Origin of the sequence: Brucella tritici, assembly GCF_008932295.1 — a bacterium.
GTDB classification, from domain to species: Bacteria; Pseudomonadota; Alphaproteobacteria; order Rhizobiales; family Rhizobiaceae; genus Brucella; species Brucella tritici.
This window is the reverse complement of record NZ_WBWA01000007.1, coordinates 99820-123819: the sequence shown is the minus strand read 5'-3', so window position 1 is coordinate 123819 and position 24000 is coordinate 99820. Positions and strand designations below refer to the sequence as shown.

Here is a 24000-nt window from a genome sequence, read left to right as displayed (position 1 = left end):
GCAACACTTCGGCTGATGCAGGATGCGACCTCAATGCCATCGTTGCCCAGCATTGCCGGTCTCATATTCCCTTATGAGGCGAACAAACCGGGGGATGGAGGATCAGAGGTCATATAAACCAATCCAAAAAGCTCAAGGCGTCTGATTGCAGCGGCCATTCCTAAACGTGATAGTGAGTACTGTTTCGCCTGCTGCATGATAAGCTGCGCCATTCATAACGAGGAGGTATGATAATGCGCTTGATGATGGGAATGTTGCTGGCTGGCGTCAGCATCTTGGGCGGGGCAGGTTTGGCAAAGGCAGAGGACAGTGTCGAAGTCCTTCACTACTGGACTTCGGGCGGCGAAGCTGCGGCACTCAATCTTCTCAAGGAAAATCTTCAGAAGCAGGGCATTGGCTGGGTCGATATGCCAGTTGCCGGCGGTGCGGGTGAGGCTGCCATGACGACTTTGCGCGCCCGCGTGACGGCGGGTAATCCGCCTGCCGCCGTGCAGATGCAGGGTTTCGATATTCTGGATTGGGCGGAGCAGGGCGTGCTCGGCAATCTGGACGAAGTCGCCAACAAGGAGGGCTGGGACAAGGTTATCCCGCCAGCAATTCAACACTTCTCGAAATATGATGGTCACTGGATTGCGGCACCCGTCAACGTCCATTCGACCAACTGGGCCTGGTACAACAAGGCCGCTTTAGACAAGGCTGGCGGAAAAGTGCCGCAGAACTGGGATGAGCTCGTTGCACTGCTCGACAAGTTCAAGGAGCAGGGGATTACCCCGATTGCACATGGCGGTCAGCCCTGGCAGGAGGCGCTTATCTTCACCAGCGTCGTGATGTCTTTTGGGCCGGATTTCTACAAGAAGGCGCTGATCGATCTCGATCCGGAAGCCCTGAAGGGCGATACCATGAAGCAGGTATTCGAGCGGATGGCGAAACTGCGCACCTATGTCGACGACAATTTCTCCGGGCGTGACTGGAATCTCGCCTCGGCGATGGTGATCGACGACAAGGCGGGTGTGCAGTTCATGGGCGATTGGGCCAAGGGCGAATTCACCAAGGCAGGGAAAAAGCCCGGCACTGATTTTGTCTGCGGGCGTTTTCCGGGAACGGAAGGCTCCGTGGCTTTCAATGCCGATCAGTTTGCGGTTTTTGAAGTTGGTGAAGACAAGCGCAAAGCGCAGCTTGCCCTTGCAACCGCTGTTGAAGACGTCAATTTCCAGTCGGCCTTCAATGTGGTGAAGGGCTCGGCACCCGCCCGCACAGACGTGCCGTCTACAGCATTCGATGAATGCGGGAAGAAGGCGATTGCGGATCTTGCCGCAGCCGACAAGAACGGGTCGCTGCTCGGTTCCTTCTCGCAGTCGCATGCTCAGCCGACTGCAATCAAGAACGCGATGTTTGATGTCATCACCCGTCAGTTCAACGGGCAGCTCACGGCAGATCAGGCGGTGGAAGAGCTGAGTTCTGCGATCGACATGGCGAAATAAAGCGAGTTAGCGAGCGTAACAAAGAACGCATCGGCCTCGTCTATGACGAGACCGATGCGTACCACTTCGATACTTCCGGCTTCTTTCCCCCCAACCGCTCTGCGGTTTTTACCTCCGTGTCTCACACCGACGACGCAACTACGTCGTTTTAGCATATGCGTGAAACGGATATCGGTAAGGCCACGACAGAACGAGAACTGCCTGCCACGGAGAGTGTGTTGCGGTGACATGCTCCCTTCTCTCCACTCAATTTAGTTGGATTGCTTCCCATCGACTTCCTTGTAAGCAGCATCGAGGAAACTGGTATCAATCCATTTGTCGTAGTCAACTGAACCCTTGAGCAGTTTGGCATCGGCCATGAATTGCTCTTCGCCTTTAAGCGACGCGAGCGCCTCGGGGGTAATTCTGGGGTCTTGATAAAACACATTGTTCCGATAGGTCTGACGAACCGACTTTTCCGACGACTTTGTTTCGGCAACGAAAATCTTGATCGTTTCTTCGGGATGGGCGTCGGCCCAACGCGCCGTTTCGATATCGACTTTCAGGAGGCGCTTGACGAGCTCGGGATATTTGCGAACGAAGTCCCCGTTCGCTGAAATCAAGAACGGGGCCGACCATTCGGGATGCGAGGAAGCATCGAGGATGACTCGCGCTTGACCTGTTTCGACGAGTTTTGCGGCGACGTCGCCACTTTCGACAACGGCATCTACATCCCCGCGTACGAGTGCCGGGCCTGAAGCATCAAAGGCGAGATTGAGAGATTCCACGTCGCTGAGCGACAATCCGACCGATTGGAGGGCCTTGGCGAAGACTGAATGACGGACTGTCCCGGTGAGATAGGCGACTTTCTTACCCTTCAAATCTTGCAGCGATTGGATTGATGAGCCTGTGCTGACGATTATCGCTGAGCCGTTTTCCTTGATGAAGCTTGAAAGACCGATGGCCTTGACGTCAGCACCGGCCGCAGCGACCCGGAGTGCCGGATTATTGCCGGTGTAAATGAATTCTACCGCTCCGGTGGCAAGCGCGGTTGTTGCTTCAGAACCGCCGTTGGTGAATGCGATAAACTCGACCTTGATGCCATCTTCCTCAAATTCTTTGGCAAGTGTGCCGTTATGCCTTTCGAGGATAAACTTCAAATGGCCGGGTGCTGTGCTGCCGATGCGGATCACATTTGGCTTCTCATCGGCCAATGCGGCTGATGACAGTGTTACACTGCCAAGTACGAGTGCTGAGAGGCCTCCGAACAGAGCGCGACGTAGGATGGGAGAATTAAAAATGGTCATATGGTGTTCCCCTTGAGACCAGTTGATGTTGGTGCGAACTCAGGTGTGGGAGGTATCGGAATTGCCTTGCCAGACGGTGGACCAGCGTTCGAACCAGACCAGCAGATAGTTTACCAGTAGTCCGATCACCGTCATGGTTATGATGCCGGCATACATATCGGCAGTTTCCATCATCAGCTGCGATTGCTGGATCAAAAATCCGAGGCCGGATTTTGCCGCCAGCATCTCTGCACCAATCACAGCGAAGATCGAGGATTTGACGGCAAGCCGCATGCCTGAGACGATTGATGGAATGCTGGCTGGCAAGATGACTTTCCGGAACATGTCGATGTCCGATGTACCCATCGAGCGCGCCGCCTTTAACAACAGCGGATCGACGGATTTGACGCCCGAAATTGTATTGATCAACAGAAAGAAGACCGACGAATAGAAAGTGATCGCAATCTTCGACGCTTCGCCGATACCAAGCAGCAGAATGAAAACGGGCAGCAACGCAAATTGCGACGTGTTACGCAGCGTTTGCACCAGTAAGTCGGAAACTTTTTCAAACAGGGGATAGCGCCCCATGAGAAAGCCGAGCGGTACCGCAATGATAACGGCCAGAATGAAACCTATTGCCGCTCGTTGCAGGCTGATGCCGATATTGGCCGTAAGCGTTCCGTCCAGCAGCATCGCGTACCATGCCAGCGCGACTTCGCTCAGTGGAGGAAAGAAGATGCGATTCAGCCAGCCGAGCCGCGGCGCGATCTCCCACAATACCAGGAAAGCCAGTAGCAACGGCAAGCCGTATGTGAGGGTGCCGAACTCCAGCCGCTTAAGATTCCAAGTCCGCCCTTTCGCACTATTGGAAGAATGGCGCGTACCGAATGCAGTCTTATCGGCTACATATGCCATGGTGATCAGCTCCTTCAGTGGGTATAGTCAGGCGACAGCGCCCAGTCTTTTTGTGCCTTGTTGACTTCGTCACGAAGCGCTTCCCACACGCGGCTACGGTGCACATTGAATGGGGAGCTGGCGCGGATATCGCTGCCGCGAGGCCTCGGGAGATCAATGTCTATTATCTCCTTCACTGTGCCTGGGCGTGCCGTCATGACGACGATCCTGTCCGCGAGATAGATCGCCTCATCAATCGAATGGGTAACAAAGACAACGGTTGTATTGATCTTTTCCCAGATACGAAGCAGTTCGGTCTGAAGGATCTCCCGGGTCTGTGCGTCGAGTGCCGCGAAGGGCTCATCCATGAGCAGAACCTCCGGGTCCGTGGCAAGAGCTCTGGCGATTGCAACGCGCTGTTGCATGCCGCCCGAAAGCTGATTGGGAAAACGATCTTCGAAACCGGAGAGCCCGAACAGCGAAAGGAAGTATCGCGCCTTTTCGGTGCGCTCCCGCTTGGCGATGCCCTGCACCTCCAGCGCATATTCGATGTTGGACAGAGCGGTGCGCCATGGAAAAAGGGCATATTGCTGGAAGACGTAGCCTGTCTTCGGATCCGGCTTGACGATACGCTTGCCATCGATTGAGACAATGCCGTTGGATGCCTCGGTCAGACCACCGATAATATCGAGCAAGACGGATTTGCCGCTGCCGCTCGGACCCACCAATGTAATGAACTCACCCTTCCGGATGGCAAGGTTGACCCCATTCAGAACGGTAACGCGGTCCGAGCTTCGACCCTCGATCTGGACCGACTGACCGGGCTTCAACTGAAAAGTTTTGTGAACGTCGGTTACTGTGATGCGGTCCACGCGGTTCTCCATTCAGACTTGTGCAACGCGGATGCGATGTGTCGGGTCGAGCTCAGACCCACCCGGTTTCCCGCGTCTCCATCCCAGCGCGCGCGAATAGCTACCGAAAAGTCCTCGCTCTTCTGCTTCCGCCTCCGTTATCGAAAGAGGGCCATCGGCGCGTTCGGCGACGTAAAGCGCGTCCGTTGGGCAATAAATCTCGCATAGAAAGCAGGTCTGACAATCATCCTGACGGGCAATGACGGGGGCACTATCAGACGCATCGAAGACGTCGGCCGGACAAACCTTCACGCAAATATCGCATTCTACGCAGCGGCTTTGGGAAACAATCTCGATCAAGACGCCATCTCCCGCCGACTGTAAGGCGCGGTCGAGACGGAGATGTCGTCGATCCCACGTAACGTGATGGGTCGCGCAAACGTCATTTCGTTGCCTTCGAAGTCGCTTCGGCGGTGTATGCCGCGACTTTCTTTGCGGGCGAGTGCTGCCGCCACTGACCAACGTCCGGATGCTGCAATTGCTGCTGCTTCGCGCGCCTTCAGGCGATTGGGGCCTACTCCTGAAAGATGGTTTTTGACGTCGTTCCAGACTGCGTTGAGTTTTTCGCTACTGACCCGCAGACGGTTGCCTTCGCGGAAATAGTTCTTTTCCAGGGGCGTGACTTCAGCCCGCACACTGTCGATGACATCTTTCGGCGTGAGCCAATTTTTGGTTGTCGAGACGGGACGCAGGCCTGCTTTACCAAGCGGACTGGAATGGCGCTTGAAGGCCTTGCCGCTTCGACGCTTGGCATGCAACGCGGCACCCTGACCGGACCACCAGCCACTGGCGATCGCCCAAGAGGAGTTAGGTCCGCCGCCGCCGGATGTGGCTCCCGCAATTTGCTCGCGGCTCGCGGCATCTCCAGCGACATAGAGACCGGCAACGTCGGTGGCGCAATCTGATGAGGCGATACGAATACCGCCGGTGCCGCGAACAGTTCCTTCGGCTCGGAAAGTAACGCGGAATGGATCACGGAATGGATCGACCGGCATCCTGTCATAGGGCACGAAACAGTTCGGCTGACCACGGCGCAACCAGTCCTGCAAGGCGGGCTCCGCCTGATCAAGCACCGCGTAAACGGGGGCGTCAATCATTGCCTTGGCAATTTCCTTCTCACGCTCGCCGATACCGTTCTGCAGGTGATTGCCGTCGCTATCGAGAATTGGGGTGCCATCCTCCCGATAGAACGAAGCCCAGCGAAACGGTAACCCCTTATTGAGGGACGTACCGAAGGGGGCCAGAGTATACTTGCCCGTGAACTCCATGCCGGAAAGGCTTGCGCCGGCTTCGGCTGCCATAAGATGGCCGTCGCCGGTGAGGGTGGTGGCACCCAGTATGCGTTCGTGGAACGCGCATCCGCCTGTTGCAAGCAAGACTGCGCCAGCCTCAATGCGCCAGTCGCGGTCGCGATGACGATCTATTCCGGCCGCGCCTGTAACTGCCTCACCGTCGAAATAGAGTTCCAGAGCCGGATGATGGTCCAGCACCGTAACGCCGGCTCTCAGAACACGTCGGCGCATGAAGGCCATATAGTCAGGCCCGCGTAGATTGGCGATATAGAGCCTGCCATCTTCACCATCGGGAAATGGATATCCCCATTCGGCGAGCTTGAGCAGATTTTCGTAGGCTTGATCGACCGTGCGCAGCATCCAGCGCTGATCGGCAAGATTACCGGTACTCTGCCAGCGCCGCTCGATGATCTGAGCCCGGTTGTCCCCTGGCGGCACGATCCAGGTGCCGGTATTTGATGGTGCCGTTGCGCCGCTGGTACCTAAATAACCCTTGTCAGCAAGGATGACCTGGGCTCCCCTCTGCACGGCCGACAAAGCAGCCCAGGCGCCGGCAGGACCGCCTCCCAGGATGAGTACATCCGTTTGCAAATGCAGCGGATCACTGCTTGTCAGGTCTTTTCGCTTCAATGACATCGAGATTTCCAGAAAACATTGTGCCGGTTTGTGACCGTGCAGCGTTGTCATGCGACGCTGGAGAACTGAGACGGTTGGTTTCCGGCAGTCCATTTGATGTTGCAGCCGATCGAGGGCGTTTGTTCTGCTGTGGGTTTCTTGCCCACAAGTATTGCATCGGTCGCAGCGCGCAGATCATTGCCCGTTACCAGCTTGCCGTTACCCGGTCGGGCATCATCGAACTGGCCATGATAGGCGAGCCTGCGATTGCCGTCGAAAAGGAAAAGGTCAGGCGTGCATGCTGCGCCATAAGCCAGTGCGACCGTTTGTTCCTCGTCCTTCAGATAAGGGAACGAGTAACCGAATTCTTCGACTTCCCGGCTGATTGCCTCAATGCTCTCGTCGGGGTGTGTTTCGGCGTCGTTGCTGTTGATGGCAATCACTTGCAAGCCCTTCTTCTGATACTCGCGGGCGAAGGATGCAAATTCATTCCGAATGAGTTGCACGAAGGGGCAGCGATTGGAGATGAAAGCGACAAGAAGCGCCGGTGCGCCTTTAAAATCGGAAAGCTTGTGCGCTTTCCCATTCGCGTCGCTCAGGAGGAAACTGGCCGCTTCAGTGCCAAGTTCGATGGAATTGGATGGTGTTTTGGGCATGAGATCCTCCTTTATGAGAGGGTCTATAATCTACAATTTTTGTAGGTAATGAAGGAAAGAAGATTGCGTGTTCTTCCGGGAAATGGAATTAACTTCCCACTGCATTGACGTCCTGTAAAAGGCATGCGGTTTCGGTGAAAAATAATTAGTAACCGACTAGCGCTCATATCCTGCGAGTTCAGCGAACATCAGGAGCGGCGACTTGCGCGGGGGCGTTGAACAATTCAGCTTGCCTAATTGTCGGCATTCCGACAGAGCGCTTGAACTGCGTTCGAGCAATGTCAACTGCGACGAACAACAGCCATTTGCTCACGTATTGCGATGGGGATGTCACGTGGTTTCTGCCGTAGACGGCGTATCGATTAGTTCAAATAACCGATAGGATCACTACATGTTCAGAGGACCTGAAGAGCGCTTCATACACGCAGCGCTTCTTGATCCTATGTAGTTGATTTATTTGGAGATCGAATGGTGGGCGTGACAGGGATTGAACCTGTGACCCCTACGATGTCAACGTAGTGCTCTCCCGCTGAGCTACACGCCCATTCGATGTGGCGCATACACCATATCGCGTTGCGCCCGTCAATGCCCTTTTATGAAGTTTTTTCGTCTTTTTGTTGATGACAAAACAAAGGGCCGCGAATCTGCGGGATCGCCTCAGGCGGCGATCAGCATTTTTTCGATTTCGTTGACCAGATCACGCAGGTGGAATGGTTTGGAAAGCACCTTTGCATCGCGCGGCGCATCCGAATCGGGGTTGAGGGCGACAGCGGCGAAGCCAGTAATGAACATGATCTTCAGATCCGGGTCGATTTCTGTCGCGCGTCGCGCCAGTTCGATGCCGTCCATTTCCGGCATGACAATGTCGGTCAGCAGAAGGGAGAAAGGCTCTTCCTGCAATCTTTCATAGGCACTCGCGCCATTGTCGAAGTGTGTTACGTGATAACCGGCTTTTTCCAACGCCTTGACGAGGAAGCGGCGCATATCATTGTCATCTTCAGCTAGAAGGATTCTCTTCATTGTTCCGTCCGAATTCTGTGTCGTGTTCATCGCCCAAAAGCTGACCCTTAACGACTCAATATCCACCGTAGAAAACGCTTCTTTGGTAAATATGGAATGAATGCTCGCGCGAATGTTAATTGTTGTGGCGTGTATTTGGCAACAAGCTGTTCAGTGTGACAGGATTGTCGCATATGCACGCCATGCAAAGGCCGGAAGATTCGGCTGCCAGCCATTTGCACGCATGGGCCGTCTGACGTAATTTGTTATAATACTGACGTGGATCGTCGTCGAATGGCTGAATGTTCCGGCCGAAAACGGGTGAAGAATGAGTTTGGAGCGCGATTTTAGTCTGATACCGCCCTTCGAGATATGCGCTCCGGCGGAACAGCGTATTCCGTTTGTCTTCAATTCACCGCATAGCGGGCGTTACTATCCGCATTCGTTCATTGAGGCCTCGCGTCTCGACGCCTTGAGCATACGCCATTCGGAAGACTGCTATGTCGATGAACTTTTTGCTTCGGCCATGCGGCTCGGTGCTCCCTTGCTCAAAGCGCATTTTCCGCGTGCTTTTCTCGATGTGAACCGTGAAGCCTATGAGCTCGATCCGCGCATGTTCGCCGAGCCGTTGCCGCCTTTCGTCAATAGCCAGTCGGCGCGCGTTGCAGGCGGGCTCGGCACAGTGCCGCGACTGGTCGGCGAAGGTCAGCTGATCTATCCGGGGCGCATTCCGCTCGCCGAAGCGTTCTATCGCATCGAGGGCCTCTACAAGCCTTATCACCAGACGCTTGATGCATTGCTTCAGTCCACGCGCCAGCGTTTTGGCTATGCGGTTCTGATTGATTGCCATTCGATGCCTGGCGGCACTCGACCCGGCGAAATCGGATCGCGTCCGGATTTCATTGTCGGTGATCGTTTCGGTCGGTCCTGCAGCGAAAGGCTGACGCAGGCTGCCATCGATCTGCTGCAGGATCTGGGTTACACCGTCGCACACAACAAGCCCTATGCTGGTGGGTTTATCACGGAACACTACGGACGGCCTGCTATGGCCTGCCATGCCCTGCAGATTGAGATCAATCGCAGTCTCTATGTGAACGAGCAGAACCTGCACAAGCTTGCCGGTTTCGAAACGCTCTGTGCCGATCTGCACCGGTTCCTGAGCGACCTGACACCCCTGCCGGATGATCTCTTTATCGCGCCGCCTCTAGCTGCGGAATAATTCGTTCCGTCGAGCGCTTCTCGCAGATAAAAAGAACCGCGCCCGAACGATACGAGCGCGGTCAAAGACTAGGGAGGAAATGCCCCGAAAGGCATCGACAGGAAAACCTGTCTGGGATTTAAGTTACGTCTGAATGGCGTTAACGTCAAGAAAATGCGCATATTTTTTGAGCGAATTTCAGTGTGCTCATTATGTAGGCAAAATTAGCATGGTTTGCACAAGTATGCGCCATGTCTTGGAAACAGGAGTTCGGGGTTGCTGATCGACAAGGCATTTTTTTCTGAAGTGGCTGCTGCCGCAGCACGCGAAACACTTCCGCGTTTTCGTCAGCTGACGGAAATCGATAACAAATATAGCGTCGGTTTCGATCCGGTAACCGAAGCGGATCGGGCGGCGGAGCGTGCGATTCGTGCAGTTATCGGCAATGCTTTTCCCGACCATGGTATTCTGGGGGAAGAATATGGGCCGGAGAATATTGACCGCAGCCATGTCTGGGTCATCGATCCTATCGACGGAACCCGCGCCTTCATTTCCGGCCTGCCGGTCTGGGGCACGCTTCTGGGGCTGACTGTTGATGGCGATGCCAAAGCGGGAATGATGTCGCAGCCCTTCACGGGTGAGTTATTCTACAGCGATGGTAATGGCGCTTATCTCGTACGCCATGGCGGCGAAGACGTGCCTCACCGCCTGTCGGTTCGCAAGAATGCCGCCTTGGCCGATGCAACGATGTTCACGACGACGCCCGCTCTTTTCAAAGGCGAAAGCCGCAAGGGATTTGATCGGCTGGAAGGCGCTGTTCGGCTGTCCCGTTACGGGGTTGATTGTTATGCCTTCGCGATGCTGGCAAGCGGATTTGCCGACATTGTCGTTGAAGCGGGTCTGCAGCCTTATGATATTGTCGCTCTCATTCCGCTGATTGAGCAGGCTGGCGGCGTGGTGACGCAACGCGATGGCAGCCCGGCGGAGAAGGGTGGCGATGTCGTGGCAGCCGCTTCTCCTGAACTGCACAGGGCAGCGCTTGATCTGCTGAATAGCTAAAGCATGTCTCCCAAAAATGGGAACTGCTTTTGGGAGACATGCTTAAAAATGAAAGCTCAAAGCGTGTCGTTTGAATATGATAAGGCGCGACACGCTTTAAATACCGGAGGCCAAGGGTTCAATCGTCTCCGGCATGGTTTCCACTTCCGACGATCCGGGAATGAAGGCATCGAAGGCGGCCCAGAGCTGCTCACGATAAAAGTCGGCTTCCTGAAGCATCTCATGACGTGCGCCGGTAATTGTCGTCAGCGAGACATTGCGCGTGCGCGCAACAAAGCGTTCGATCACCGATGTGGAAACCACGCGATCTGCGCCAGCGACAATGATGAGAACGGGCACTGTGGGGCCACTATAGAAATCCGGTTGATTAATGCGCCGAGATGTTTCGAGAGCGCTCCAGAGCCAGCGAGCTGTCGGACCGCCAAGCGCAAGTTCCGGGTTAAGACGTGGGATTTCCATATTGCGCATGAAGCGCGCCGGGTCGCTGGTCAGCGGATTGCCTGCAAAAGGGCGTGAGGCCAGCCTGCGTCCGCCGGAGGCATAAACCCGGCCGAGGCCGAGCCATCGGAAGGCCGACGCGATGCGGCGTACATTGTCATCGCTGAGCTTTTGTCCATCAAGCCCCATGAAGGGCGCACAAAGCACCATGCGACTGATGCGTGATGTCAGCCTGCCCATTGAGGAAAGCGCCACGAGCGCACCAGCCGAATGGCCGAGGATGTAGAAGGGCGGGGGGCAGTCGGGCAAAGCGATCTGGTCAAGGATAAGGTCGAGATCGTCGGAATAGTCGTCGAAACTGCGGACATAACCGCGCTGGCGATCCTTCAGCAGCCGGTGCGAGCCGCCTTGCCCGCGCCAATCGAACGTCACGACCGTAAAACCGCGTGCGGTGAGATCGGTCATGGTTTCGAAATATTTTTCGATGAACTCATTGCGTCCCTGAAGCAGGACAACCGTTCCCCGTATTGGCTTTGTTTCCGCTTTCAGTATGGCATAGCGCAGGCTCTTACCGCCCCTCACTTCAAGCAGGCCAGCCTTCATTCCGTGTGGAATGGGATTCGCATCGGTTTCGAAAAGCAGTTCCGACATCCGATTGCGAGCCTTTCTGTTTCAGATCGGGATATTTGCTTCCAGCATAATGGGGCAATTGATGATAAAAAGTAACCGGAAGTTCGAGAACGAACTTCCGGCTCAAAGAACAGCCGGTGCAAGGGACGTTACGCCGGCTGGTCTGTAGAAAGAATTTTAGGAAAGCGCTTAGTACCCGCCGGGACGGCGTTCACCGACGATGCGGCCTGAATAGGCGTCGACCATCACGATGACGCGGCGACCATTGGGTCTCGTGGCACGAACGAAATAAGTGTCGCGGTTAAGGCGTATATCGCCGACATCATAGCCGCGGCGTTCCAATGAACGTGCGATACGGCGCGGCCCCATAATCTCGCGACGGCCATAGTCGTCGCCCCAGCCTGGGCGGCGGTCCGGGCCACCATCCCAACCGGGACGCGGGCCTGGATAAGGACGCGGCGGACGATAGCCGTCATCATCATAATACTGAACCTGAACGCGCAGGCCGCTGTCGGCTGCAAGGGATGATGTCGCAAAACCGGTTGCGACGGTGGCAAGTGCGGCAAAAGCGAGAACAGCTTTTTTCATAACCGTGATCCTTTGATGAACCCGCTTTGCAGCAGGCATGGTGGGACATTAGCCCCAAGCGGCTGAACGCTCGCCAAAGATGATGTTCATTTTGGGTTCATTGTGCGGCGAATCCCCAAAATGTAGGCCCCTATGGATCAGGAGTTATTACGCGCCGTGACAGCCCGTGTAGGCTTACCTTTCGCGATCGTCACGCGCATGTGGACTTGAAATGAAAAAGCACCGTTCCCAAATGAGTTTTGCGGTCGCCTGAAAGGGACCGCCGGCATCAAGGAATTCGCCAGAAGGGAATTTCGCCGCCGTGTATGATCCCGAATGCGCTTAGCGCCCTTCGGAAAAGGTCATGCTGAAACAAGCATCATGTCGCTCTAAAGGAGGGCTAATACATGCGTCACGTAGATTTTTCCCCGCTTTATCGTTCCACGGTCGGTTTCGATAGGCTTTTCACCATGCTTGATACGCTCGCTTCGCCGGAGGGTAACCAGTCCTATCCGCCGTATAATATCGAGCGCACGGGTGAAAACACCTATCGCATCACCATGGCGGTCGCGGGCTTTTCCGAAAGCGAACTCGAAATCGAAGCACATCGCAACCAGCTGACCATCAAGGGTCAGAAAGCAGATGAAAATGCTTCCGATATCGGTGAGGTTCTCTATCGTGGTATTGCTTCGCGTGCGTTCGAGCGCCGTTTCCAGCTCGCTGACTTCGTTGAAGTCGCCGGTGCGAGCCTCAAGAACGGTCTCCTGCACATTGATCTCAAGCGTGAGATTCCTGAACAGATGAAACCGCGCAAGATCGAAGTTACCAAGGCTGGCTCCGACAGCGCTCAGCAGATCGAGGCAAAAACCGCGCATTAAGCTTGGTTGAGAATGAATAAGAAAAGGCGGTGCTTGAAGCGCCGCCTTTTTCATTTTGACAGATACGAAAGAGCGTCAGGCGATCAAGTCGGCGAACCGGTCGACATCTTCTTCCGTGTTGGCGAAGCTCGTCACAAAGCGGGCGAAAATTTCGCCGTCGCTGATGCGGTTCACTTCCGAATGCGGCGGGTTCCAGTCGTAGAAAATCGCTCCGGCATTGCGCAGACGGTCATAGACCGACTGTTTCATGATGGCGAAGACCTCATTGGCTTCCGGCTTCCAGGCAAGGCGCATCTGGCTCGACGCATTGATATGACCGGCGAGGCGCGCGGCGAGCGCATTGGAGTGGCGTGCCAGTTCCAGCCAGAGATCGTCTCGCAGGTAAGCATCGAATTGCGCTGCTACAAAGCGTGTCTTGGAAAAGAGCTGTGCTGCGCGCTTGCGGATGAACGGCAGGTCTTTGGCGCGGGCCGGGTCCATGAAGACCAATGCCTCGGCGCACCAGCAGCCGTTTTTCGTACCCCCGAAGGAAACGATGTCTACGCCCTGTTTCCAGGTCATTTCGGCAGGCGTCATGTCCAGCGAAACAAGCGCATTGGCAAAGCGTGCACCGTCCATATGCAGCGGCAGACTGGCATCGCGGCAGATCTCGGAAATGGTGGCAATATGTTCGGGCTGGTAGAGCGTACCAACTTCGGTCGCTTGCGTGATGCTGACGGCCATGGGCTGTCCGGCATGGACGAATGCCGGATTGAACCGCTTCAGTTCGCGCTTGAGAAGCTCGGGGTCGATGCGGCCATGCGCGCCGTCAATCGGATGCAGACGTGCGCCGCCGGTGAAATATTCAGGCGCGCCGCATTCGTCCTCAATGACATGTGCTTCACGGTGGACCAGCGATACCCCGCCGGGGCGGTTGACGCTGGCGAGCGCCAGCGAGTTGGCGGCTGTTCCGGTTCCGACAAAGAACACGGCAACTTCGCGCTCAAACAATTCGTTGAAGCGTTGTTCTACACGCTTGTCGATTTCACTTGCGCCATAGGCTGCCGCAAAGCCTGCTGCATGCAATGAAAGGCTCTCGGCGATTTTGGGATGGGCGCCTGCCCAATTGTCTGACGCAAAATGCACGTGTTCCTCCAGATGGGTTGAATGGGCTGTCGCACAGTCGATGTTTCTATAACCTGTCTGACAGAAGCGGTTAAGGCCCCGCTTACGCGAAAAATGTCATCAGGCTGCCTATTATTTAGGCATATATGAAGCAGGCGAAAGCGCGCCAAACTGACGCAACGGCCGCTAAACGCAATTAAAATCCAGTAAAATCACGACTTTTGATATTTTATTACGGAAGATGATGAGAAAAATTGCGTTTCCATCTTGTGAGGCAATTTGAATTCTGTCATACGTAATTAGGACAGTAATGCTGTCCAATTAAACGCTGATGCAAACGGAAGCGTCACAACGCTCTCCGAAAAGTTTCAGAAAGAGGCGCCGTACTGGCAGGCATATAGCCTGACGGTAACAGGCGCCCCGACCGCGACAGGAGGAATTCTAGTGCGCCATTTTCTGGTGGGCTGAGTGTCGTCTGTCCAAGCCTGATGAGAATAAGGCGCTAAACATCGTTCCTCGCACCGGCTTTGCCGCTCGCCCGGAGCCTCGTCCAACGCCTTGTCGATAAGGCTTCCTTTATACGTAAAGCAACGGCGGGATGGTTGTCACACCATCTCGGTATATACTGATCGCGCACCTCATGATGAGGGCCAAACGGAGGGAATGACGATGACGCATTTGACGCCATCTGTATCGAATGTGGTTTCTCACAACGTACAGAACGAAAACGTCAAAGCTGCGACGACCGCTTCCAACCGAACGACGCGAAAAACTAAGGCGGCGGGTGTCCCGCCAGCTCAAGGTCTCTACGATCCGCGCAACGAGCATGATGCGTGCGGCGTTGGCTTTATTGCGCATATGAAGGGCAAGAAGTCGCATCAGGTCGTGGAAAACGGCCTCAAGATGCTGGAAAACCTCACCCATCGCGGTGCTGTTGGTGCCGACCCGCTGATGGGCGATGGCGCTGGAATTCTGGTGCAGATTCCGGATCGCTTCTTCCGCGAGGAAATGGCGCGTCAGGGCATCGATCTGCCGCAGCCCGGCCATTATGGCGTCGGCTATCTGTTCATGCCGCGCGATGCGGAACTGCGCGCCCATATTGAAGAGATCGTCAAGGAAGTTATTACTGCCGAAGGTCAGACCTTTATTGGCCTGCGCGAAGTGCCGGTCGACAATTTATCGCTTTCCAAGGCTCCGGATATTGCCGCAACCGAACCGTTTCACGTTCAGGTCTTCATCGGGCGCAATCCGATGCTGGAGACGGATGACGATTTCGAACGCCGCCTGTTCGTTCTGCGCAAGGTCATTTCCAACCGTATCTATCAGGAAAACGACGGCGACGATAAGGGCTTCTATGTCGTGTCCATGTCGGCACGTACGGTCGTCTACAAGGGCATGTTCCTCGCCTATCAGGTCGGTGCCTATTATCAGGATTTGAAGGACCCGCGTTTTGAAAGCGCGGTAGCGCTGGTGCATCAGCGCTTCTCCACCAACACTTTCCCGTCCTGGCGTCTTGCTCACCCGTACCGCATGGTTGCGCATAACGGTGAAATCAACACGCTGCGCGGTAACGTCAACTGGATGGCTGCCCGTCAGGCATCGGTCGACTCGGAACTGTTCGGCAACGATATTTCCAAGCTCTGGCCGATTTCCTACGAAGGCCAGTCGGACACGGCCTGCTTCGACAATGCGCTCGAATTCCTGCATCAGGGCGGCTACAGCCTTGCGCATGCGATGATGATGCTGATCCCGGAAGCATGGTCGGGCAACAAGCTGATGTCGGATGAACGCCGTGCGTTCTACGAATATCATGCGGCGCTCATGGAGCCGTGGGACGGCCCTGCGGCTGTCGCTTTCACGGACGGTCGCCAGATCGGCGCAACGCTGGACCGTAACGGCCTGCGTCCGGCCCGCTACATCGTGACGGACGATGATTTCGTCATCCTGGCTTCGGAAGCCGGTGTTCTGCCGGTCGAGGAAAAGAAAGTCGTCAAGAAGTGGCGTCTCCAGCCGGGCCGCATGCTGCTGATCGATATGGAAGAAGGCCGCATCGTTTCGGATGAGGAAATCAAGTCCCAGATCGCGCAGAAGCATCCCTACAAGCAGTGGCTTGCCAACACGCAGCTCATTCTGGAAGACCTCAATCCGGTCGAGCCGCGTGCGCTGCGCAAGGATGTAAGCCTTCTCGACCGCCAGCAGAGCTTCGGCTACACGCAGGAAGACACCAAGCTGTTGATGTCGCCCATGGCGACGACTGGTCAGGAAGCCATTGGTTCGATGGGCACGGATACGCCGATCTCGGCCATGTCCGACAAGTCGAAGATGCTGTTCACCTATTTCAAGCAGAACTTCGCGCAGGTCACCAACCCGCCGATCGATCCGATCCGCGAAGAACTGGTGATGAGCCTTGTCTCCTTCATCGGCCCGCGTCCGAATATTTTTGACCTTGTCGGTACGTCACGCCGCAAGCGTCTGGAAGTGCGCCAGCCGATCCTGACCAATGGCGATCTGGAAAAGATCCGCTCCATCGGTCATACGGAAGATCGCTTTGACACCAAGACGCTCGATATCACCTATAATACGGGTGAAGGTGCAGCCGGTATGCATGGCGCCATCGAACGCCTTTGTGACCGTGCCGAAGCGGCTGTTCACGGTGGCTACAACATCGTCATCCTGTCGGATCGTCAGGTTGGTCCGGATCGCATTCCGATCCCGGCTCTTCTGGCGACGGCAGCCGTGCACCATCACCTGATACGCAAGGGCCTGCGCACGTCGGTCGGCCTCGTTGTGGAATCGGGCGAGCCGCGCGAAATACACCATTTCTGCTGCCTCGCCGGTTACGGTGCCGAGGCGATCAATCCTTACCTTGCCTTCGACACGCTGCTCGACATGCATCGCCGTCGCGAGTTCCCACCGGAAGTGGACGAGAATGAAGTCGTCAAGCGCTACATCAAGTCCATCGGCAAGGGCATCCTCAAGGTCATGTCCAAAATGGGCATTTCGACCTACCAGTCCTATTGCGGCGCGCAGATTTTCGATGCGGTCGGCTTGCAGTCGAGCTTCGTTGACAAGTTCTTCTTCGGTACGGCCACCAGCATCGAAGGCGTCGGTCTCGATGAAATCGCGGAAGAAACCGTGCGCCGTCACACCGATGCCTTCGGCAACGACCCGGTTCTGCTGACCTCGCTGGAAGTTGGCGGTGAATATGCCTACCGCATGCGCGGCGAGGCGCATCTGTGGTCGCCGGATGCGGTTGCCAGACTGCAGCATGCCGTGCGCACCTCCAATCCGGAGACGTTCACCGAATATACGCGCATGCTCGACTCCAAGTCGGCGCAGGCCAAGACCATTCGCGGCCTGTTCAATATTCGCTTCGCTGAAGAGCGCGGTCTGAAGCCGGTTTCCATCGATGAGGTCGAACCGGCGACGGAAATCGTCAAGCGCTTCTCGACCGGTGCGATGTCCTTCGGCTCGATCAGCCGTGAGGCGCATACCACGCTGGCACGGGCGATGAACGCCATTGGCGGCAAGTCGAACACGGGCGAGGGCGGCGAAGAGCCGGATCGCTTCTATCCGCTGCCGGATGGTAAGCCGAACCCTGAACGCTCTGCCATCAAACAGGTTGCCTCGGGCCGTTTCGGTGTGACGACGGAATATCTCGTCAACTCCGATCTGATCCAGATCAAGGTCGCGCAGGGTGCAAAGCCCGGCGAAGGCGGCCAGTTGCCTGGTCACAAGGTCGATGCGACTATAGCCAAGACCCGTCACTCGACGCCGGGTGTAGGCCTCATTTCGCCGCCGCCGCACCATGACATCTACTCGATCGAAGATCTGGCGCAGCTCATCTACGACCTGAAGAACGTCAATCCGGCTGCCGATATTTCGGTCAAGCTGGTGTCGGAAGTGGGTGTTGGCACGGTTGCTGCCGGTGTTGCCAAGGCACGTGCCGACCACATCACCGTATCGGGTTATGATGGCGGCACGGGCGCTTCGCCGCTCACCTCGCTGAAGCATGCCGGTAGCCCGTGGGAAATCGGCCTTGCCGAAACTCACCAGACGCTGGTGCTGAACGGGCTTCGCTCCCGCGTGGCCTTGCAGGTCGATGGTGGTCTGCGGACCGGTCGCGACGTGGTCATTGGTGCGCTGCTGGGGGCTGACGAATTCGGCTTCTCGACGGCTCCGCTGATTGCTGCTGGCTGCATCATGATGCGCAAGTGCCATCTCAACACCTGCCCGGTGGGCGTGGCGACGCAGGACCCGGTTCTGCGCAAGCGCTTCAAGGGCACGCCGGAACATGTCATCAACTTCTTCTTCTATCTGGCGGAAGAAGTGCGTGCGCTGCTGGCTTCAATGGGCTTCACCAAGCTGGAACAGATCATCGGCGAGACCGAGCTTCTGGAAAAGCAGGTGATGATCGACCATTGGAAGGCCAAGGGTCTCGATTTCAGCCGCATCTTCTACAAGCCTGAGGCTGAGAAGCACGAGATTTACTGGACCGAGCGTCAGCATCATCCGATTGAGGACGTTCTCGACCGTAAGCTGATCGCGGAAGCCATGCCTGCGCTCGAAGAACGCAAGCCGGTCAAGATCGACATCGGCATCAAGAATGTCGACCGTTCTGCCGGTGCCATGCTGTCGGGTGAGGTTGCCAAGCGGTTCCGTCACAAGGGCCTGCCGGATGAAACCATTGCTGTTACGCTTCGCGGCACGGCTGGCCAGTCCTTCGGCGCATTCCTGGCGCGCGGCATTTCGTTTGAGCTGATCGGCGATGGCAACGACTATGTCGGCAAGGGTCTTTCGGGTGGCCGCATCGTTATCCGCCCGCCGGAAGATACGCGTATCGTCGCCGAAGATTCCATCATCGTCGGCAATACGGTGCTCTACGGCGCGCTTGAAGGCGAGTGCTACTTCCGCGGCGTTGCAGGCGAGCGTTTCGCCGTCCGTAACTCCGGCGCGGTCACGGTTGTCGAAGGCGTGGGCGATCACGGTTGCGAATACATGACCGGCGGTGTCGTCGTGGTTATCGGTCAGACGGGTCGCAATTTCGCGGCGGGCATGTCGGGCGGTGTCGCCTATGTGCTTGACGAGGAAGGCGATTTCGCCCAGCGCTGCAACATGGCAATGGTCGAACTGGAGCCGGTTCCGGAAGAAGACGACATTCTCGAAAAGCTGCATCACCATGGCGGTGACCTCATGCATAAGGGCCGTGTGGACGTTTCGGCCAATATGACCCATCATGATGAGGAACGTCTGGTGCAGTTGATCGCCAACCACCTGCATTACACAGGCTCGACACGGGCGAAGGATATTCTCGACAATTGGGAGAGCTATCGTCCCAAATTCGTGAAGGTCATGCCGGTCGAATACCGTCGCGCTCTGGAAGAGATGGAGCGCATGCAGATCGGTGTCGCGGCTGAGTGATCCTGACAAGCGGAGCCCGACCTTCGGGTCGGGCGCCCTTCGCCACATGAAGAGATAACAACGCTCTGACATGCCTGCGCGTTCAAGAATGACGCGGCGGACAGGGCAACTTCCGGCAAAGCAGACCATGCGTTGGTCTCAGGCCGAGGGGAGTAGAAGAATGGGTAAGGTAACTGGTTTTCTAGAGATCGACCGGCAGGTAGCAAAGTACCAGCCCGCGTCGGATCGTATCCGCCACTTCCGTGAGTTCACCATTCCGATGACGGATGGTGAAGTACAGAAGCAGGCTGCGCGCTGCATGGATTGCGGCATTCCGTTCTGCCATGGGCCGACGGGCTGCCCGGTGCACAACCAGATCCCGGACTGGAACGATCTTGTCTATAACGACAATTGGGATCAGGCGATCCGCAACCTGCATCTGACGAATAATTTCCCGGAATTCACCGGTCGCGTCTGCCCGGCGCCTTGTGAGGAAGCTTGCACGCTGAACCTCGAAGATACGCCGGTTGCGATCAAGACGGTTGAGCAGGCTTTGGGCGACAAGGCTTTTGAGCTGGGTTACATCGTGCCGCAGCCCGCCGCCAACAAGACCGGCAAGTCGGTTGCGATCATCGGTTCCGGCCCGGCTGGCCTTGCTGCTGCACAGCAGCTGGCGCGTGCCGGTCACATGGTCGATGTCTATGAGCGCGAAAGCCGCCCGGGCGGCCTGCTGCGTTACGGCATTCCTGACTTCAAGATGGAAAAGCACCACATCGACCGCCGCGTCGCGCAGATGGAAGGTGAGGGCGTTCGCTTCCTGTGCGGCGTGAATATCGGCGTCGACAAGCCGCTGCGCGGTCTTCTCGATACCTATGATGCCGTGCTTTACAGCGGCGGCTCCGAAAGCCCGCGTCCGGCAGGCATTCCCGGCGCCGATCTGGAAGGCGTTTTCGACGCCATGCCTTATCTCGTGCAGCAGAACCGCCGCGTCGGCCGCGAGAACATCGAATCCGTCGCCTGGGCTTCGGCTCCGATTCTCGCCGGCGGCAAGCATGTCGTCGTGGTCGGCGGCGGCGATACCGCATCGGACTGCGTGGGCACCGCCTTCCGTCAGGGTGCAGTGAACGTTACGCAGCTTGATATTCGTCCGCAGCCGCCGGAAAAGGAAGACAAGTTGAGCGTCTGGCCTTACTGGGCCACCAAGATGCGCACCTCTTCCAGCCAGGCTGAGGGCGCTGCGCGCGAGTTTCAGGTCGCAACGCTGGAATTCATCGGCGAAGAAGGCCGCCTGACCCATGTGAAGTGCTGTCAGGTCGATGAAAAGCGCAAGCCGATTGCCGGTTCGGAATTCTTCATCAAGGCCGATCTTGCATTCATCGCCATCGGCTTTGCCGGTCCGGGTGAAGACAGCGTGGTCAAGGAACTGGGCGACAAGCTCGACGTCGCAACTGATCGTCGCGGCTCCAAGTCGGTCAAGGCCAATGAGCAGGACTATCGCACCAATGTCGACAAGCTCTATGCCGCAGGCGATGTGCGGCGTGGCCAGTCGTTGGTCGTCTGGGCAATCCGCGAAGGCCGTCAGGCCGCGCATGCCATCGATGCTGATTTGATGGGTAGCTCTGTTTTGCCCCGTTAAGAGACGCGATTAAATTGAAAAAGCCCGGAGTTTCCTCCGGGCTTTTTTGTGTCTGTTGGTGGTTTAGCTTTCGCTGCGCCGTGACTTCATCACCAGATAAGCGATGGCGAGAAGCACAAACCAAAACGGCGTGACTTTCAATGCGGCTGCGGTGTCCGGCTCTTGCGCCAGCGCCCAGAGAATGAAGGCGAAGAAGGCGAAGACCATCACGACGGCTGCGCGCCCGCCGGGCATTTTGAAAGTAGACTGTTCATGGAGATCGGGGCGCTTGCGGCGATATTGCAGATAAGACGCCAGAATGATCGACCAGATGAAGATGAAAAGCAGTGCCGAGATCGTCGTGACAATCGTGAAGGCTTCAATGATGCTCTGGCCCGCATAAAGCAGAACCACACCTGCCAGCAGGAAGATGCATGAGAAGAACAGCGCGTTGACCGGCACCTTGCGGTTATTCAGCTTGCCGAGCGCCTTCGGTGCCAGCTTCGAAGTGGCAAGGCCATAGATCATGCGCGAGGTCGAGTAGATGCCGGAATTCGCGCTCGACGTTGCCGAGGTGAGCACGACGAAATTGACCACATGCGCGGCGATGCCAAGACCGGCCAGCGAAAACATCGCAACGAACGGGCTGGAACTTGGATCGACCTGATCCCATGGGATCACGGTGATAATCACAAACAATGCGCCGAGATAGAACAGCACCACGCGGATCGGGATGGAGTTGATTGCCTTCGGCAGATTGCGTACAGGGTCCTTGGTTTCCGCAGCGGCGGTGCCGACCAGTTCGATGCCCACAAAGGCGAAGACCGCGATCTGGAAACCGGCCACAAAGCCGAGGAAACCGTTGGGGAAGAACCCGCCATGGTTCCACAGATGGGCGACCGATGCCTGACTGCCATTGGGCAGGGTAAAACCAGTCGAGAGCATGTACACACCGGCAATGATCAGCCCGACAATGGCGACGATCTTGATGAGAGCGAACCAGAATTCGATCTCACCGAAATTGCGCACGGTTGGCAGATTGAGCGCCAGAAGCGTGAAAATTAGACCGAGCGCCGGTATCCAGAGCGCCAGTTCCGGGAACCAGAATGAGACATAGCCCGAAACGGCAACCACATCGGCCACGCCGGTCACAATCCAGCAGAGCCAGTAAGTCCAGCCGGTGAAGAACTGCGCCCATGGGCCGAGATAATCGCCCGCGAAATCCGCGAAGGAACGATATTCGAGGTTGGAGAGCAGAATTTCGCCAAGCGCGCGCATCACGAAGAACAGCATGAAGCCGATCACCGCATAGACGAGCAGGATCGAAGGGCCTGCCAGCGAAATGGTCTTGCCCGACCCCATGAAAAGGCCGGTGCCGATGGCGCCACCGATGGCGATCAGCTGCAGATGTCGATTGGACAGATTACGTGCAAGATGGGGTTCCTCCTCCCGATGTGGATCGACAGAAGGCTTTGATGCGATATTCATTCAAACGCCTCTTGTTTCTGGTGGACGCTGAAAACAACCTCGCTCGGGCGAGGAAAAGCGTCCTTCCTGTCCAACCCTTTCAGGCAGACGGGTGCCTTCTGATAGACGATGAAAGCACTCCTGTGAACAGCACGGAATGTAGCAATTAGAATCATATTGAATAGAGAAAGCCGCTGGCTATCAATAAAGTGATAGCTCGATCATGCTAATTAGGCGCAAAAATTTAGGGATTTACGCTCTTCTGTGGCCAGGAAAAATCGTCTGCCCGTCCGGGTGAAGGCTTGCTCTCATTCCGGGCCGGGCGTGGATCTTGCGGACGTGCAGCGAGGCTGCCGCCAAGCAGAACGCCGCTTTCATCCTTGTCGACGTCCCGAATGCTGACCGGCGCAACACGATCAACCGGTTTGGACGGGTCATGAGTGCCTGCGGCGGGTAGAGGCTGGTCTTCTTCTTTTGCACCGCCGAGATAGGCGCGAAGCGGCTTTTCCGCATAGAAAGCGAGCTTGCGTTTACCAGCCGAAGTTATGTTGATGCCGTCATTGCCGCGCAAACGCGCTGTCTGACCGTTAATATCGAAACCCGTCTGGGTAAAATTGCCTTCCTCATCGACGAAGCCATCCCAGACATCGGCAAATTTTCCGCCCGCCTTCTCGGTGGCGGTGCGATAGATCTCATTGAGCGCCAGCATATCCTGCGACATGCCTTTCGGGCGGAACGGCGGTTGCCCGATCCAGACCAGGGGAAAATGCTTGTCGTTGATCACCTTGATGAAGGCGGTGACGCGCTTTTGATATTCCTCATTCCATTCCGGTGACCGCGGCGGCAGGCTAGCGCCCTTCTCGGTGATCGCCTGCCTGTCGTTGGAGCCGATCATCACGACGACAGCAGCCGGTTTCTCCTCGTCCAATATCTTGCCGATATTGTCGGGCCAATCAAAATGGTCGCTACGAACAAAGCCGGAAGAGCCATTTATTCGGGTTACGATCTGGAAGTCAGGGTCCGCCGCGAAAGCGACGTCGAGGCCTTCGGCCAGACCATTGCCGATGAAGTCACCGACGATGAGGATTTTCTTTGCGTCCGGCTTTTTCTCCACAAACTCGACCGCAGGGCTCGCCGCCGGTGGCGGTGTCGGGCGTGAAGCGGGAGAACTCGCTTTGGAGCGCTTGGCCTTTGGCCGGGCGCGTTGTGGAGAGGGTTGCTGATATTGACGCTGTGGTTGCGCTTGCCGTGAGCCGAACAGGAGATCGAAAAGTGTGCGCGGACGTTCCTGTGAGGATGCCGTGGCGATGCCTGAAAACATCAGCGCTGCCACCGCAAGCATGACGCCAGCAGCGTTGACCAGTCGCCTCACAATCTGATTTTCGCGCATCCGTCTTGCCTTCATGGCTTGTATATTAGCTTGGCTGCTTGGAAAAACAAAATGGGGCGCACTTCTGAACAAGTGTGCCCCATTCGATAATTCTATCCAATAGATACATTAAATTACTCGTGGTCTTTACAATTCCGACAT

Annotated in this window: 18 protein-coding genes and 1 tRNA gene; 6 read left to right on the top strand and 13 right to left on the bottom strand. The window is 56.4% G+C overall.

The annotated features are described in order from the left end of the window. Nucleotides 1-233 precede the first annotated feature (233 nt). Nucleotides 234-1481, top strand: coding sequence for an ABC transporter substrate-binding protein (locus F9K91_RS09860; RefSeq protein ID WP_151677706.1), 1248 nt, complete (start codon nt 234-236; stop codon nt 1479-1481). A 251-nt stretch (nt 1482-1732) separates the two neighbouring features. On the opposite strand, the gene F9K91_RS09855 is transcribed toward F9K91_RS09860, so the two are convergent. From F9K91_RS09855 to cpdR, 8 genes are all read right to left on the bottom strand, one after another. Continuing rightward, a complete protein-coding gene (locus F9K91_RS09855; protein ID WP_151558519.1) occupies nt 1733-2767 on the bottom strand; it encodes an aliphatic sulfonate ABC transporter substrate-binding protein in 1035 nt (344 codons plus the stop codon). A 39-nt stretch (nt 2768-2806) separates the two neighbouring features. Further along, the gene (locus F9K91_RS09850) at nt 2807-3661 is read right to left on the bottom strand and encodes an ABC transporter permease (protein ID WP_151677705.1); all 855 of its coding nucleotides are present in this window, start codon (nt 3659-3661) and stop codon (nt 2807-2809) included. A 14-nt stretch (nt 3662-3675) separates the two neighbouring features. After that, entirely contained in the window at nt 3676-4512 is an 837-nt protein-coding gene (locus F9K91_RS09845; protein WP_151677704.1) for an ABC transporter ATP-binding protein, read from the bottom strand. A 12-nt stretch (nt 4513-4524) separates the two neighbouring features. Then, nucleotides 4525-4851 (bottom strand): 4Fe-4S dicluster domain-containing protein, encoded by a 327-nt coding sequence (locus F9K91_RS09840; protein WP_151558525.1) that lies wholly within the window; start codon nt 4849-4851, stop codon nt 4525-4527. Continuing rightward, nucleotides 4848-6479: an FAD-dependent oxidoreductase gene (locus F9K91_RS09835; RefSeq protein WP_151677703.1), complete on the bottom strand. Its 1632-nt coding sequence runs from the start codon at nt 6477-6479 to the stop codon at nt 4848-4850. The genes F9K91_RS09840 and F9K91_RS09835 overlap by 4 nt, the downstream gene beginning before the upstream one ends. Nucleotides 6480-6526: 47 nt before the next feature. Then, nucleotides 6527-7114, bottom strand: a complete 588-nt coding sequence (locus tag F9K91_RS09830) for a thioredoxin family protein (RefSeq protein ID WP_151677702.1) — start codon at nt 7112-7114, stop codon at nt 6527-6529. A gap of 469 nt (nt 7115-7583) precedes the next feature. Then, nucleotides 7584-7658, bottom strand: a tRNA-Val gene (locus F9K91_RS09825). Between the two features lie 113 nt (nt 7659-7771). Next, nucleotides 7772-8134 carry a cell cycle two-component system response regulator CpdR gene (gene cpdR, locus F9K91_RS09820; protein WP_002966536.1) on the bottom strand — a complete coding sequence of 121 codons (363 nt, stop codon included), beginning with the start codon at nt 8132-8134 and terminating at the stop codon, nt 7772-7774. A 307-nt stretch (nt 8135-8441) separates the two neighbouring features. Between cpdR and F9K91_RS09815 the strand changes: the two genes are divergently transcribed. Next, nucleotides 8442-9332: an N-formylglutamate amidohydrolase gene (locus F9K91_RS09815; RefSeq protein WP_151677701.1), complete on the top strand. Its 891-nt coding sequence runs from the start codon at nt 8442-8444 to the stop codon at nt 9330-9332. Between the two features lie 255 nt (nt 9333-9587). Beyond that, nucleotides 9588-10370 carry a histidinol-phosphatase gene (gene hisN, locus F9K91_RS09810; protein WP_151556386.1) on the top strand — a complete coding sequence of 261 codons (783 nt, stop codon included), beginning with the start codon at nt 9588-9590 and terminating at the stop codon, nt 10368-10370. A 96-nt stretch (nt 10371-10466) separates the two neighbouring features. Here the strand turns inward: hisN and F9K91_RS09805 are convergent, their stop codons facing one another. Together F9K91_RS09805 and F9K91_RS09800 are read right to left on the bottom strand one after the other, a co-directional pair. Next, entirely contained in the window at nt 10467-11459 is a 993-nt protein-coding gene (locus F9K91_RS09805) for an alpha/beta fold hydrolase (RefSeq protein ID WP_151651911.1), read from the bottom strand. A 168-nt stretch (nt 11460-11627) separates the two neighbouring features. Beyond that, nucleotides 11628-12026, bottom strand: coding sequence for a hypothetical protein (locus F9K91_RS09800; RefSeq protein WP_061347694.1), 399 nt, complete (start codon nt 12024-12026; stop codon nt 11628-11630). A gap of 386 nt (nt 12027-12412) precedes the next feature. Here F9K91_RS09800 and F9K91_RS09795 point away from each other — a divergent pair, with 386 nt between their 5' ends. Next, nucleotides 12413-12883, top strand: coding sequence for an Hsp20 family protein (locus tag F9K91_RS09795; protein ID WP_151556384.1), 471 nt, complete (start codon nt 12413-12415; stop codon nt 12881-12883). Nucleotides 12884-12958: 75 nt separating this feature from the next. Here F9K91_RS09795 and F9K91_RS09790 read toward each other — a convergent pair whose 3' ends face one another. Next, entirely contained in the window at nt 12959-14008 is a 1050-nt protein-coding gene (locus F9K91_RS09790; protein WP_151556383.1) for a threonine aldolase family protein, read from the bottom strand. A gap of 648 nt (nt 14009-14656) precedes the next feature. On the opposite strand from F9K91_RS09790, the gene gltB reads away from it, so the two are divergent. Both gltB and F9K91_RS09775 read left to right on the top strand, forming a co-directional pair. Next, nucleotides 14657-19408: a glutamate synthase large subunit gene (gene gltB, locus F9K91_RS09780; protein ID WP_151677700.1), complete on the top strand. Its 4752-nt coding sequence runs from the start codon at nt 14657-14659 to the stop codon at nt 19406-19408. Between the two features lie 160 nt (nt 19409-19568). After that, the gene (locus F9K91_RS09775; protein WP_078339239.1) at nt 19569-21023 is read left to right on the top strand and encodes a glutamate synthase subunit beta; all 1455 of its coding nucleotides are present in this window, start codon (nt 19569-19571) and stop codon (nt 21021-21023) included. A 63-nt stretch (nt 21024-21086) separates the two neighbouring features. On the opposite strand, the gene F9K91_RS09770 is transcribed toward F9K91_RS09775, so the two are convergent. Next, nucleotides 21087-22490, bottom strand: coding sequence for an amino acid permease (locus F9K91_RS09770; RefSeq protein WP_151651908.1), 1404 nt, complete (start codon nt 22488-22490; stop codon nt 21087-21089). A gap of 223 nt (nt 22491-22713) precedes the next feature. After that, complete coding sequence (locus F9K91_RS09765) at nt 22714-23859, bottom strand: SGNH/GDSL hydrolase family protein (RefSeq protein WP_167522203.1); 1146 nt, start codon at nt 23857-23859, stop codon at nt 22714-22716. Between the last annotated feature and the right edge of the window lie 141 nt (nt 23860-24000).